This window comes from Acinetobacter pecorum (genome assembly GCF_014837015.1).
In the GTDB taxonomy this organism is placed as follows: domain Bacteria; phylum Pseudomonadota; class Gammaproteobacteria; order Pseudomonadales; family Moraxellaceae; genus Acinetobacter; species Acinetobacter pecorum.
Window position 1 is genome coordinate 1 of sequence record NZ_JACSPT010000032.1, and the last position, 13,541, is coordinate 13,541.

15 protein-coding genes are annotated in these 13,541 nt (G+C 40.9%); all 15 read right to left on the reverse strand.

Features of this window, described 5'->3' with window-relative positions:
* Positions 1-133: 133 nt before the first annotated feature.
* Positions 134-1,192, reverse strand: coding sequence for a DUF1176 domain-containing protein (locus tag H9629_RS14885; RefSeq protein WP_191731412.1), 1,059 nt, complete (start codon positions 1,190-1,192; stop codon positions 134-136).
* 3 nt (positions 1,193-1,195) lie between these two features.
* A complete protein-coding gene (locus H9629_RS14890) occupies positions 1,196-3,634 on the reverse strand; it encodes an AI-2E family transporter (protein WP_191731413.1) in 2,439 nt (812 codons plus the stop codon).
* Between the two features lie 121 nt (positions 3,635-3,755).
* A complete protein-coding gene (locus H9629_RS14895) occupies positions 3,756-4,196 on the reverse strand; it encodes a YybH family protein (protein ID WP_064097106.1) in 441 nt (146 codons plus the stop codon).
* A 435-nt stretch (positions 4,197-4,631) separates the two neighbouring features.
* On the reverse strand, positions 4,632-4,994 hold the full coding sequence (locus H9629_RS14900) for a 5-carboxymethyl-2-hydroxymuconate Delta-isomerase (RefSeq protein ID WP_064097105.1): 363 nt from the start codon (positions 4,992-4,994) through the stop codon (positions 4,632-4,634).
* 137 nt (positions 4,995-5,131) lie between these two features.
* Positions 5,132-5,470, reverse strand: a complete 339-nt coding sequence (locus tag H9629_RS14905; protein ID WP_064097130.1) for a zinc ribbon domain-containing protein YjdM — start codon at positions 5,468-5,470, stop codon at positions 5,132-5,134.
* Between the two features lie 122 nt (positions 5,471-5,592).
* Complete coding sequence (locus H9629_RS14910; protein WP_064097104.1) at positions 5,593-6,039, reverse strand: SRPBCC domain-containing protein; 447 nt, start codon at positions 6,037-6,039, stop codon at positions 5,593-5,595.
* Positions 6,040-6,284: 245 nt separating this feature from the next.
* Positions 6,285-6,674: a ribonuclease E inhibitor RraB gene (locus H9629_RS14915; protein ID WP_064097103.1), complete on the reverse strand. Its 390-nt coding sequence runs from the start codon at positions 6,672-6,674 to the stop codon at positions 6,285-6,287.
* Between the two features lie 246 nt (positions 6,675-6,920).
* Positions 6,921-7,853: a DUF4041 domain-containing protein gene (locus H9629_RS14920; RefSeq protein WP_064102517.1), complete on the reverse strand. Its 933-nt coding sequence runs from the start codon at positions 7,851-7,853 to the stop codon at positions 6,921-6,923.
* A gap of 576 nt (positions 7,854-8,429) precedes the next feature.
* On the reverse strand, positions 8,430-9,095 hold the full coding sequence (locus tag H9629_RS14925) for a pseudouridine synthase (RefSeq protein ID WP_064102553.1): 666 nt from the start codon (positions 9,093-9,095) through the stop codon (positions 8,430-8,432).
* A gap of 82 nt (positions 9,096-9,177) precedes the next feature.
* A complete protein-coding gene (locus H9629_RS14930) occupies positions 9,178-9,891 on the reverse strand; it encodes an SIMPL domain-containing protein (protein ID WP_064102518.1) in 714 nt (237 codons plus the stop codon).
* A 122-nt stretch (positions 9,892-10,013) separates the two neighbouring features.
* A complete protein-coding gene (locus tag H9629_RS14935; protein WP_074383477.1) occupies positions 10,014-10,262 on the reverse strand; it encodes a DUF6868 family protein in 249 nt (82 codons plus the stop codon).
* A 526-nt stretch (positions 10,263-10,788) separates the two neighbouring features.
* Positions 10,789-11,052 (reverse strand): hypothetical protein, encoded by a 264-nt coding sequence (locus tag H9629_RS14940; protein ID WP_064097099.1) that lies wholly within the window; start codon positions 11,050-11,052, stop codon positions 10,789-10,791.
* Positions 11,053-11,163: 111 nt separating this feature from the next.
* Positions 11,164-11,385, reverse strand: a complete 222-nt coding sequence (locus H9629_RS14945) for a hypothetical protein (RefSeq protein WP_191731415.1) — start codon at positions 11,383-11,385, stop codon at positions 11,164-11,166.
* A 164-nt stretch (positions 11,386-11,549) separates the two neighbouring features.
* Complete coding sequence (locus tag H9629_RS14950) at positions 11,550-11,693, reverse strand: zinc ribbon-containing protein (protein ID WP_004645925.1); 144 nt, start codon at positions 11,691-11,693, stop codon at positions 11,550-11,552.
* Positions 11,694-11,884: 191 nt separating this feature from the next.
* Positions 11,885-13,541, reverse strand: a 1,657-nt coding sequence (locus tag H9629_RS14955; protein ID WP_191731414.1) for an ATP-dependent nuclease, incomplete at its 5' end; no start/stop codon positions are given.

Consider the following 13,541-nt stretch of genomic DNA (forward strand, 5'->3'; position numbering starts at 1 on the left):
AAAGACTCGGCTTTAAAAGTCCGAGTCAGGTATTATGGCAACAATATGGTGTTGCACTTCAAATGCTAATCTAAGAAATTAAAAAGCCTGAATGCGTCAGGCTTTTTTTATCGCTGCTATTTTTTGAATAATACTATTTGGCCGGATAAATAACTTTGCTTACATAGGTTGGTAAATTCCAGGCACCACCAGCAAAGCCTTTGCATTGTACGGTCAGACTACTGAAGCTTTTGACAAATTTCTTGCCATTCCAGGCCCATTGGTCCTGACGAACACAATCGCCCAAACCGCGCACTTTTTGCCCGGAAAATATCTGACCTTTATTAAAGGTTTCCCCCGAAGTTGTCACCAGTTGCTTCAGCTGCCTGTTCTGGTCCATCAGCCAGAAACCACTGCCCACATTATAAGCCCCGCGCCAGCATGGAATCTGAACCAGCTGATTTTGAGCATTAATGGGATAAATTGTCATGACATCATCCGGCATAAAATTCTGGCTAAACAGCAAGTCACATTGATCCTCGTTGGTAGTCGCTTGCAGTTTTCGAATCATTTGCTGACCCGCTGCCGTCTTCAGTTTCGCTTGAGTGACTTTGCCTGACTGATATTTTGGTATCTGAATTTTCGGTATCGCTGCGGCTTTGAGGACCGTCTGATCAGACTTTTTTCCCGGCCTGATCAAGGCTGAGGGCGTAGAAAGTCGACGCTGAAATTCATCCATCTTGAGTAAAACGGCACTGGCTCCAGCGGTCGATAAGTTCCAGCGTGATTGCACATTTTTAAATAAAACGGGACTTGTTCCCTGGACAGCTTGCAGCAAGGCTCGCGTTTGATCAGTACTGAGTTGCCCTATTCCCTCCCGATTCAGACCAATCACGCCATAAGGTGTGCTGGCAATTTGCAGCTGAAGCTGTCTGGTCGGTGTGGCAGCAGCTAAGGGCAAAATCTGGACCCGAGCTTTGATGTTACTGTTCACACCTGCAGCACGCTCTAATAGCACCGAAACTGGCCGGTCCATGTCTGAGTCAGATTGATATCCGGCAGCACGGCAGGTGCCGGTATTGTCACAGGCAATTTCCCAATCCTTATGTGAAAAATGCAGGCCCTGAATGGCCGCCAGACTTAATGAGCTGATACTGGCTAGACCAAATGTGACACTCATGGTTTTGATGCTGTAGATCCATTTTTGTTTCATCATTTAGTCCTTTTTTAAAACGCTTGCCGAGCTGGCTGGCTGCATCTTTTCAATCTGCTTCTGTTTATCTTTTTTCTTGCGCTCATTGCTCAGGGTTGCCATTAAATCCTGTGCCAAAGCCTTAAGCAAAATCATATCTTCCGCCTGCATCTGTCTCGGCCGTTTGTCCAGCAGACACAGACTCCCCAGCGCAATTCCATTTTTATCTTTTAAGGGCACACCGGCATAGAAACGGATATGCTGCTGTCTTAATTCTGACAGATGTGGAAAGCGTGGGTCACGCTGCAAGTCTTCTATCACCAAAGGCTCATTTTGATAGAGCAGATGAGTGCAGACTGAATCCTTGCACATTTGTCGGGTTGCTACAGGTTCTTGGGTAAAAGGACTGACCGGAATATACATTTCATGCTGATTCAGCCAGGAAATTTGTGCGTAATCAACGTCAAAGGCCTGACGGGCTTCTTCAATATATTGTTTATAAAGGATCTGATGACGATGATCCAACAAACCCAATTCATTTAAAGCCTGTTGTCGTTCTTTTTCATTCTTGATCTCCAGATTATCAAACCAGCTTTCCCCTTCATCCAAGGTATAAGTCTCGACAGTCAGAATCAGATCATCAACATTATTGACCAGTGCCTCCAGCTCAAAACGTTGTTGCAGTTCATCCAGAAGCTCTAGCTGCGTCACGCCCCAAGTCGCAAAAATGATTTTCAAATCAGGATATTGCTGTGTCAAATTATATTTCAGCAAACGAATCTGTGCCGCAGGCGCATGATGAAAAATCGACACGCATAAAATTTTGGTTGAAGCTGGCAATACAATGCCCTTTTCAGATTCGCCCGATTGAATCAGCACATTCGGATCATTCCGGGCAGCAATCTGTTTAAGATTCAGGGTGTGCGCCAACATGGCAGAAATCTGGGTATCAATTTCCCAACGCGCACCAACGCAATAGACTTCGGGCTGCTCGGCATTTAATTTGCTCGGATAAGCTTTTTGAAACGCATGATTAAAGAACTGCAAGCCCTGATAAAGGCGCAACCGGTGTTCGGCAGTAATATCGCTATCATGTCCTTGCGAATAAATCCGAATGGCTGGAATGGCCACTTCGCCATAGAACATTTGTACACGACGAGCCACCTCCTCCGCACTAGGCTTTTTCGGTAATTGTGCACAGATATAATCATTGGCTACCTGCATTGCATCATTGACTTCATCAGCCACCAGTCTCTGGTAAAAACGCTCGGAGGGGGACAATACTGGCGTACTGCCGAGCAGGGTTTTGACAAAACCCAGTGCCGGCACATAATTGGACAAAACCAGCAGACAGGCAGTTAAAGGCGTCGACAAGATTAGCCCCACCGGTCCCCAGAGAGTGGTCCAGAACGTGGCAGCCAGAATAATTGCCAAAGTAGACAGACCGGTACTTTCCCCATAGAGCCACGGTTCAATCACGTTATTGCTGATAAGTTCCAGCACCAGTATCAAGGCTACAGTCCATAGCACCATGTCCCAGCCCGGATCAACGGCGAAGGCCAGCGTAATCGGAAAAATAGCTGAAACGATCGGGCCAACATAGGGCACAAAACGCATAACTACCGCGATCAGTCCCCACATGATCGCTGCCGGCACACCAATCACCAGCAGTCCAATCGCCATGGGAATACCATAGGTCACATTGACCAGCAGCTGCATGCGCAAATAGGTTCCGATACTTTTGGCGGCATCATCAAGCGCATCGGTTCCGATATTCAAATTACCGCCCAAGAGCTTCAGAAAGCGGTCATGCAGGTCTTTGCGATTGAGTAAAATTAATACCATGAACAGGAACACAATCCCGATAATTGCCAGCGGATTCAGGATTTTATTTAACCAGTCCAGTGCAGCTTCTTCACTCGAGGGTTCCAGGCCTACTACTTTGACATTCTGGACATTCGGGTCGTCTTTTTCCTGATCTGGAACTTCTATCGAGTTCTCTACCGTGTCAAAGGTCTGGATTGCGCCATCCCACATACTCGGCCCCTGACGATAGTCCTTGAGCATATTCAGTTTTTTCTGGATGGTGTCCTGATATTGCGGCAGCTCCTGACTCAGCTTGCCAAGCTGTACCCCCAGATAGGTTGCAGTACCCCCCAAAAATGACAAGGTCAGGCACATAACCAGGCCAATTGCGGCCCATTGAGGACAGCCCCAGCGTTTTAGACGGGAAACCAGTGGCGAGAGCAAAAATGCCAGCAGAATAGCCAAGGCCAGAGGGAGAAAAATATCACGGCCAAAATATAGTGCCATTATCACGACGGCAGCAATCACAAAGCCAGCCATCATTCTGAGTGCATGTTGGGTGCGCTGCTGTTCGGACTGATCCGGCATGAATACTTCATTCTGCTGTTGCAGGTTGCTTGATCGGGGTTGTATTTGACTGTTCTTGTTGTTAGCCACCTGAAAAGTCCTAAACTATTATTCCTTCAACACAATTTAGGACTTTCTCTATTTTTGTTACAAAGGTATTCCTGTAATCATTTGCAAAGATATTTCATTTAAATCTTTTCAGCCTGGTGGCTTAACTCACGCTTTTGATCCGACGCATTTTCCGGGTTTCGAGCTGTACCGGAACTGAGGTATGTTGATGTAATAATTGCCATTTGCCCTGCTGCTTGCTCAGGCACATGCTCACCCGACACCAGCCTAATTGAAAAATCGGTTCAATCACCGCATAGTTGACTCGCACATAGCCATCTACCATGGCCAGATCATGCGTGACATGAATGTTTATATTCTGCCGCTCTACACGTATTCCTTCGGGCATAAAGCGCCGATATTGTTGCCAGAGGGCCTGATAGGCTTCGACACCTTTCACCTCCATACTGACATCAACCAGACGGATATCGGGCCGGCACAATTCAATAATATCCTGAATTTCGAGTCTGGCTATGGCATTGTCCCATTCTCGAAGAAATGCCATGACTTCCCGAGCCAATTGTTGATTGCCAAAAACTTGCATAAAATTCCCCTTAACCGGACAATTCAGACCTTAAATCGCGGCTCACTCATCTCACCGGATTTTTGATCTTTTGTTTTTTATTATTCTGCTTATGTTAAAGCGCTGTTCTCGCTTCACTCTCTTTACTACCTGATCCGCCAAAACTCACCTGACATCATTTATACAATTATTTTTATTTCTCTCAGAATGAGCATGCTGTTTCATGATTGGATGATTCAGGAAGCAGCAGCAATCGAAATCTACTTTAGAGCTTTTCTCTCCTGTCTGTAAATGACATAAAACATCATTTAAAAATAGATTTTTTAAAAGTCTGCAGAAAGGAAAACAGGAATTCCTTGCAGACCAGTTAGCTTTATTATTTATAATTTTCAAACTGCAATTGATAAAATTTTAATACATTTAATTCTTATCCCATACTCCTGTCAACGCCAGCATTCAAATAACAACTTTACTATAAGTCTGCTTTGGCATTTCAATGATTTCCACACAGAGCTGTATGTTTAAGCCCGGCTGGGGCGCAATATATTGCTGCATCAGATCGAGTACCAATTCAGAAATTGCCTGACGTACTTCGACACTGCGCCCACTTAACAGGGAAATTTTGGCATGCACATAAGCTTGGTCTGTCACAACATCCAGTCCAATCACATAATCCTGCTGCATAATTGCCCGACTTTTTAAATCATTGGGATCGCTGACATAGCCGGCGCCCACAAGTGCCTGATGGATCGCGACCAATAAAGGCTTGATCTCGATGTGTTGCAGATTGTCAGAATATTCCAGATGCAGGTGTGGCATTGAAGGGGTCTCGAATCAGAAAGGTAAGGATCAGGGCGCTACAAAAATGGTCAGCCCAGCATTTATGGCAATATTGAGAAATAATAGGCTAAATCAGCCATGTTATTTCTCAACAGATTTCTTTAGCCAAGATCAAGTTAAGCTTTTTTTACATATTCAGATTTCAGTTTCATCGGCCCAATGCCTTCAATTTTACAATCGATATCGTGCCCATCGGCCGCATCCGGCAACAAGCGGATACTTTTCACTTTGGTACCCACTTTTACCACTGAAGATGAACCTTTGATTTTCAGGTCTTTAATGACCGTTACGCTATCGCCGTCTGCCAGCACATTGCCATTAGCATCTTTAATGATCACTTGCTCTTCAGTGATTTCGCCTTCTTTCCACTCGTGTGCACACTCAGGACAGATAAGTAGATCGCCATCTGCATAGGTATATTCAGATTGACATTTTGGACAGTTTGGCAGACCCATAAAAACCTCGAAAAAGAGAAAAATTAAATAAACAAACAAATAAGCGTACAGTATAGCATCTTTGCAGGCAGCGCTAATTACCAGAAAAGCTGGAATGCAACCAGCACCTGAGCTTGAAGAAATCAATGATCTGATATCTGTGGATTAACCAGTAAAGATAAGAGTTGCAGTGATTCCTGCCAGCTCAAATGACACACCGCCGGTGGTACCACATCCGGATAACCTACCTGAATAATATGTAAACTGGTGCCGATTGATACTTTTTCAAAGATGACGGTGACTTCTATTCCACCCTCTAGGTCCGGGGTAGAAAACTGATCGGTGTAACGCAATAACTGGTTAGGAACAACTTCATGATAAATGCCGTGAAAATGATGCTGGGTACCGGTAGAGAAATTGGTAAAAGTGGTTTTATAGCGGCCACCGGGTTTGATTTCCGCATGTTCAACCTTGGCAATGAAGCCATGCGGTGCCAACCATTTCGCCAATGCATCCGGATGCACAAAGGCACGATACACCCGCTCCGGTGGTGCACTGAACACACGATGCATTTTTAAGGTGTAACTCATTTGGTCCTGTCCTTTATTTATTCTTATTATTTTTATATTGAGGGATAGTCCCTGCATTTATAGTAAATGATCAGCTTGAGTTGAAAACTCATCTCGGTCATTTTATCCAGTTTTTATCTGGCCATATATAATGAGTATGTATCTATGTGCGAATTCAAGTTTTTTGCATAAAAATTGTATTGAACAGACAAAAAAAACCGGTAATCCCGGTTTTTTTTATTTAAATCATTTAAGTATAGGTTGGATCAGCTGCTGCGCAGGCTACTTTCTTCTTCATCCAGCTCATCGTCATAGACGTAGGCCATACAACCCCAGCCATCATATTCGCCCTGAAATTGTGCAGCGATTTTACTGAACCATTGCTCCAGATCCACAATATCTTCGTAAGCTGGCTCCATATACACATAAATCGTGATGATCCATTCCAGGGTATCGCTTTCTTCATCCTGAAACAGGCTGATTTTCTGTTCTTCTTTTAATAGATGCAGAGCACAACGATCCGCCTGTGCTTCATCAGCAAAGGCAATCGAAAATTCAATCTCATGTGCTTCCTGCAGATCGTCGCCATCCTGATGCATTTGCCACAGTACATTGCCATTTTCATCGTCAGGAAATTGATTGTAATCACGTGACATAGAAGTATCCTTATTATGATGCTGTTTTATTCTGCATTTAAGATTAGCTGATTTTTGTACAATTATCGAGAACAAGACAAAAAATATTATCTTTTAACCATAAATAAACACATGATTTTTATACATATAGAATGAATAACTGATCCACTCCTTCAAACTAAAAATCCTCAAAATATCAGGGTTTAAAGCAATATGTGGCCATCAGAATGTTCCAGAAAAATCGTTTAGACCTGTAACCTTCATCATCTAGGCAATCTGTGGATGCGGGTGATTTTGTCGCAGTTGCAACAGCATTGCAGCAAACTTGAGCTCCTCTAAACGCAGGTCAAGATAGGACTCCTGAATCATGGCCTGACTCAGTGCCTGCCCAGTATAATTCAGTAATACATAATCATTCTTTAAGGCCTGCAGCATTTCGGCGAGATTGTCTGGGCTTAATTGGGAGAGGTATAAATCTGCTTTACTGTTGAAAGCCAGACTGAGGATCTCTATGGTACTTCGACGGCGGTTATCGTCTACATAATTACAGTTCGCCACCTGCTGTGTTTCTATGGCTTGCTGAATACTTTCACGGACATGACGCAGATGCCGAGCCGCATCTGTTTCGCCATAACCCTCAAGCAGCTGCTTTAAAAGGTGGGAAGCTGGAAACTGTAAACCAAAGCGCTTCTCCTGTATTTTATGCTCTAAAGCACTCAATACTTCTTGCAGGCGATGCTGCTGCCTGGCCTGTTCATAATAGCCTTGTAAACTTTCTCGGGCTTGCTGCTCAATCTCGGCTATGGCCTGCGCTTGAAACTGGACAAGATAATCTTTGACTCTTGCAATATAGGCCTTCAGATCATCGATCATGATCGAGGCATCCAGCTTGGTCAGCTCAACAAAGTTTTCGGCCTGCAAGGTCCGGTTAACAATATATTGCTCGATATTCCAGATATCCTGATATTTTCTGTATTTATTCAGCGCAATGTTTAAACTGCCATTCTGTACTCGCAATTGGGTGATTTCATAATTCAATTCATCGACTTGAGTTTCATAATCTGTCAGTTTGCTACGTGAATGATCCAGATTCTCCTGTAAAAACAGGATATTGTTACGTAGTGAAGTCTGTCCCTTCAAACTCCATAGCAAAGCAAATAACAGAACACTCGCGAGAACGAAGAGAGCTATATTGAGCATCGTTCTTTCCTTTAACCCCGGGCATTGCCCTAAATTATTAATTTAAAAAAATTATTATAAAGTATTGATTAATTTTGCATCATTTTTGGCAGGCAATCAAAGCCGTTGGTCATCACTAAGTCATTCACTCATTTTATTTTTCTTTAATTATTATTAGGGATATGTCATGGACTAATAATTAGTCCAAACTACCTCCTTTCTAAAACAACTGAAATTTTTTTTATATCAAAGGATATATTCTTAAAGTTTAAAAATAATGATGGAAAAATTAACAACCAGTGAAATAAAGGCATCAGGCCTATAGCAGGAGATAAAAGAATAAAAATTCTCTAGGCTCATCATCAAGAGATAAACCGAACATTAAAAATTTATATGATTCATCATCAGCCAGAAAGGCAACTGATCAATACACGAATTTCACTGAAACAGGCTTGCCTAGATACTTTTTTGTAGCTGTTGCGGAAACAAATTCTCACATTTTTCTCTTCGGCCAACTCATGTTAATGGCATGATCATCATCATTTTTATGAGTTTAAAACCCGGATATATGACGAGATAACTATTCAATAAAATAAATCAGAATGGAATATCTGCCTTGATTTCGACCGGGACACCACTCAAAGGCTGGGTAAAGGCCAGATAACTGGCATGTAAGGCCATACGATTTAAAGGACTACGCTGGGGTTCAGGATGATAAATTTTATCGCCAGTAATGGGATGACCGATATGCAGCATATGCACTCGCAACTGATGGGAACGACCGGTAATGGGGATCAGTAGTACCCGGCTAATATCTTGCTGGGGTAAATATTCTAAGACTTGATATAAGGTCTTGGCGGCCTTTCCCAGTTCAAAATGCACCATCTGACGCGGACGGTTTTCCCAGTCGGTAATTAAAGGCACGTCGACGCTGCCCTCACCTTCAAGTTTGCCTTGTACCAGCGCGACATAATTTTTATGTACCGTACGTGCCTGAAACATTTTACTCACTGCCACTTCTGCATCGCGGTGTTTGGCGAACATCAAAATACCGGAAGTGGCCATATCCAGACGATGGGTGATTTTGGCTTGCGGATATTTATCCAGCACACGTAAATAGGCACTGTCATGATGTTCAGGTAAACGCCCGGGAACCGACAATAATCCGGCCGGCTTTTCAATCACCACCAGATCATCATCTTCATAAATAATACGCAGCGGTTCTTGCGGTGGACAATAGACAAAGTCATGGTTAATGGGCATTTTAGGTATAGCGTCGGGAATAATGCGCGCAAAATAACAAGCTGCTTTCAGGCTGTCAATTACAGTCACTGACCAGCTCAGCTTAATCTGCCAGATAATAATCGACCGTTGAGACTACGCGTACTTTCTTCAAATATGGGGTATTGCTGTCGCGATCTTCAATACTAAACAGCCCCTGGTTGGCGGACTTGATTTTACCCAGACGACTTTTTGAATCTGCAGCGAATTTTTCTGCCACACTGCGGGCATTTTGTGTGGCTTGTTCAATCATCGCCGGTTTAATGTCATTCAGCTTGGTAAATAGATATTCTGTTCTTTGTCCAGAATCATCTCCCGCAAAGGCAATACCTTTTCTGCCCAAAGCCACCAGTCGAGTTTGTGCTACACGCACTTTATCTATTTTATGCGTATAGACGGTGATGGTCTGGCTGGCAGTATAACGTAGCGCAACATTGGCATCACCGCCATATTGCTGCGCGTATTTGTCGGTGATACTCGGTGATGCACTGGTAATTTCTTCCGCGCTAAACCCTTCATTTTTTAAAAAGGTCTGAATTTCCTGGGTATTGGTTTGCATGATATCGTACAGTTCGGCCAGATCCTGACTACCGGCATTAAAACGGATTGGCCATACCGCCACATTGGCTTTGACTTCGCGTTCTGCCAAGCCTTTAACTGAAACTATGCGCTCATACTCTTTAATTTTCAGTGCACTATGACCCAGAATCCATCCTGCTATAATCATCCCCAAGCCGATCAAGGCACCTAAAATCAGTGCTGATTTGAATTGATTCATGCTTCAACTCCTTTGAAATATTTTTTAGTTTTTATTGATTCTGCCACGCAATACATTCACGATAAACTCATGCTGAGCCAGTCTTATTCTTATCGCTCGAAGATTTAATCGCAGTTGAGTACCTAGCCTTGATTCATCAGATAAATTGCGACTAAGGGCGTCAAATTAAATAGCAGAATTCCAATTTTATAGAGTGCCATACCTGAATAATGAATCACATCGAAACTGGTATCTGACAGCCGAAACCATTTGCCATGCACTTGTCTTATCCAGTTTCGCGCAAATACAAACAGCATGAACCAGATCATGAGAATGACATAATTGATCAGTGTGCAAAACAGTAAAAATTGAAACCAGATATCGAGATTCACGCTGATTCCCCTGTGGGGCAACTCATGATTTTAAAATAACAGATCATCTTGAAAAATGAAGAATTGATTTGTATCTTATTGGAATGAAGATGAATCATAAGATAATGATTTATATATTTTAATTTTTATGATTTAAATTGAGCAGAGAATTTTTTAGGGTGTTGGGAAAACTCGCAATGGTTTACTTCAACTATCATTCTTTGTAAGACCTGATCTTATAGCCTATAAACTTTTGGTCTATAGCGTCCTAAGCCGAATCGAGACCTTTTGGGTTCGTACTGCACTCGCGTTTTGCGCCGCTCACAGCATGCTACTCTTTCCGATCCCATCACACCCTTGAGAGTTATATTAGGCAAAGATGGACGGAATTAATTTCCTATGTTTTTTAAATTTCGATTAAATCTGAAAATTTATTTCAATATCCAACCAAATAAAGAGAAATAAATTCTATTTTCATTTTTTTACGCTTTTTTATTCGATAAAAATGATCTTTATTGCAATTTATATTCAACCGATAACTTCTATTTTATTGAAAGAAATTGCTCTGAATCCATTGTGCACTAAACCACCAGGCACTGATGGCTGACATCCCACAGAGGAGATTGGCCAAAACCTTGTTGAGTCTAGTCAGTTCAGAACTATAGATTTTCAGATTAAGCAGATAGGCGATCACGCCATATAATGAGCCAATCACCCCTCCAAAAAGAATCAAGATGAGCGGCCATGCGGAATAAAAATGGGCTTTTTGATCTAATTTTCCTGATTCTGGTGCATGCCCATTAATGTCAATAGGTGGCTGTCCTCTCTTTAATATGCACGGGTACTATTTCAAGGCAGCTATTTATTCTTTAAAAATATTTGCCTTGATCGCACTATTAACAAAGCAAGAAGCAGACCAGTTTTAGCGTACAAACAAGTGACGAGTATGGTGATTAATATAGGCATTTAGTCCATCGCCATACTGGGCAAGCTGTTTCATGTTTTCGACATGCTGATAACCTGCACTGCTATAGCTGTAGGTATAAACTTTCGAGGTTTTCTTGAATTGCACACGAATAAACTCGTTATCAATCTCGTAATTGGCAACACCTGAGTCATGATTAAGATCAAGATAATATTGCAATTGAGCTGCCCTAAACACGATGAATCTAGGGTTTTATATGGGGTTTTATTGGTTAATTTTCAAACAAATTTAAATCATAAATAGCGAAGTTTAGATAGCAAAAAGCCCTATGGAGTAATAGGGCTTTTGTTCAAAACAGAGGGTAACTGTTTGAGTTGTTTTGCTTAGGCATTCTTATTGTTAAATTGATTGCCTTGGCATTTGGTACACGGTGGTAAACGATCAGTACCAATTTCTAAGTAGGTGCGGTGTCCGCATTGAACACAAAAATAGAAGCCTGTTCCGGGTTTTTCGCCAGCAGTAACCATCTTTGTTCTCCATGGTTTTAGAAATGGTCTGTCTAGTATAACCCTCCCGTGATGAATGTCTATTGTCCATTTTTGTAAATGATGGTGTCGATTGGGCGAAGCAATATTTTCATAAAAAATTTGACAACCTTATAAAGTGTTGGTTACCAATTTTTCTATTACTCAAAACTTCAACTCATGAAGAATAATGATTAAATTTTTTGTAAACACCAAGTAGTAAAATCTTGAATATGAACTAGATCTGCTATTACTTCTTCAACACTTTTTTCATTTAAATTTTGCTTAAACTTATACCATTCACCAGTTTTTTTAGTTTCTAAGCAAAGATGGGGCTCAATTGCACCTAACTTCCACACCCAAATTGACTGTGCTTTGAAATGTTCTCTTAATTCAGTAATAAATTCATCTGCTTTTTGCTGCTGTGCTAATAATTCATAAATTTCAGCAGCTTTAAAGCCGCCACCTTTTGTTGGATATCCTCCTTCAAGTTTAAAACCATGAGTCGGTTGTATCTCATTAATAATATCTAGACATGTTTTTATACATTTATGTTCTTTTTCAATCAACTTAAACTTATGGGCTGAAAATGCAAAATCTAAATCAGCCAATGCTTTCGCAGGAATATTCATCTCTTTTAAAATATTTATCATTCCAGGAATACTCTGTGAACCATTAGCTATTACTAAAGCTAACTTGAGCTCTCCTAATGTTTTACCTGTAATTTTTTTAATTAAGGGCGGTAAAACTTGCTTTTCAGTATCACCTTCTGCAATAAGTACAGTATCTGAAAATAAAATTTGTCCTAAATTATAAGTTTCAAACAGTAGTCGCGCTTGTGCATCATGAGTGTCTAAAATCTTAGTAATAGCTTCTTTTAATCTGACTTCAACTCGTGTTCCTTCAGCATTTTTACGCACAATATTCGTATATGGAATATCGTCTTGTTCGATCATAAATGGTGAATGTGTTGTAAATATGACTTGATAACCTTTCTTTGAAAGACTTTTTAAAGATGCTCTTAATAATTCAATAGCTTGCGGATGCAAGAATAATTCTGGTTCATCAATAAGGAGTAAATTCGTTTTTCCCTCTTTAGAAACATCTTTTGTAATTTCTGCTAAATGCCTAATTAAAGTCATTTGAATAGCTCTTTGAGCACCATGCCCCATATCAGTAAAATCAGTTTTCTTCTGATTGCCCTCTTCCGTAACTTTAATTTTTCCCTGCTTAAACAGATCTGCAATATCAGGTGTTGGAATATCAATATTCAGCTTTAATCCGGGGAAAAAATCTTCTATTTTTTCATTAATTGAATCATCAAATTCCTTAAAATCTTTTAATCTTTCTTCTCCATCTACGTTTAACTTTGATCCAATCACTTTTAAAGCATCATTAATTACGTCGACTTTTGTTGCAATTATTTCTTTTTGCAAAATTGCTATTAGTTTTCCAATAGTATTACCTGCCTTATATTTAGAAACATCTTCAGCTGAATCTTCCATTGAGTTTATAAATGTAGGTTCAGGAAATAAGGTTGTTATAGCTTGAGGTAATCCATTTGGATTATTCCATATATCATTGTTTAAACTTGGAGGCTGTACCCCCATAACAACAGCATTCTTACCAGTTCCTGCTTTTTCCTGAAAGAATCTAATTCTAATTTTTCCTTCTTCCAAATACGGTTCTAAGCTTTTAAATTGTATCTCTGATAAATGCGCTAAACTTTCTTCATTTACTCCCTCTAACAAAGCAATTATTTCTATTGGTTTATTAGGGCGTGTCCTCATTTGAAAAATTGGTTTTAAATACTTAAAATCCTCCTTTAAGCTCTTTTGATTTCTATATTTT

Bases quoted from the DNA above. Each gene is read 5' to 3' on its own strand.
- H9629_RS14905 (WP_064097130.1), bottom strand. From the start codon at position 5,470: ATGGGTCTGCCAAACTGTCCAAAATGTCAATCTGAATATACCTATGCA.
- H9629_RS14915 (WP_064097103.1), bottom strand. From the start codon at position 6,674: ATGTCACGTGATTACAATCAATTTCCTGACGATGAAAATGGCAATGTA.
- H9629_RS14920 (WP_064102517.1), bottom strand. From the start codon at position 7,853: ATGCTCAATATAGCTCTCTTCGTTCTCGCGAGTGTTCTGTTATTTGCT.
- H9629_RS14925 (WP_064102553.1), bottom strand. From the start codon at position 9,095: ATGCCCATTAACCATGACTTTGTCTATTGTCCACCGCAAGAACCGCTG.
- H9629_RS14930 (WP_064102518.1), bottom strand. From the start codon at position 9,891: ATGAATCAATTCAAATCAGCACTGATTTTAGGTGCCTTGATCGGCTTG.
- H9629_RS14950 (WP_004645925.1), bottom strand. From the start codon at position 11,693: ATGGTTACTGCTGGCGAAAAACCCGGAACAGGCTTCTATTTTTGTGTT.
- H9629_RS14900 (WP_064097105.1), bottom strand. From the start codon at position 4,994: ATGCCACACCTGCATCTGGAATATTCTGACAATCTGCAACACATCGAG.
- H9629_RS14895 (WP_064097106.1), bottom strand. From the start codon at position 4,196: ATGCAAGTTTTTGGCAATCAACAATTGGCTCGGGAAGTCATGGCATTT.
- H9629_RS14885 (WP_191731412.1), bottom strand. From the start codon at position 1,192: ATGAAACAAAAATGGATCTACAGCATCAAAACCATGAGTGTCACATTT.
- H9629_RS14910 (WP_064097104.1), bottom strand. From the start codon at position 6,039: ATGAGTTACACCTTAAAAATGCATCGTGTGTTCAGTGCACCACCGGAG.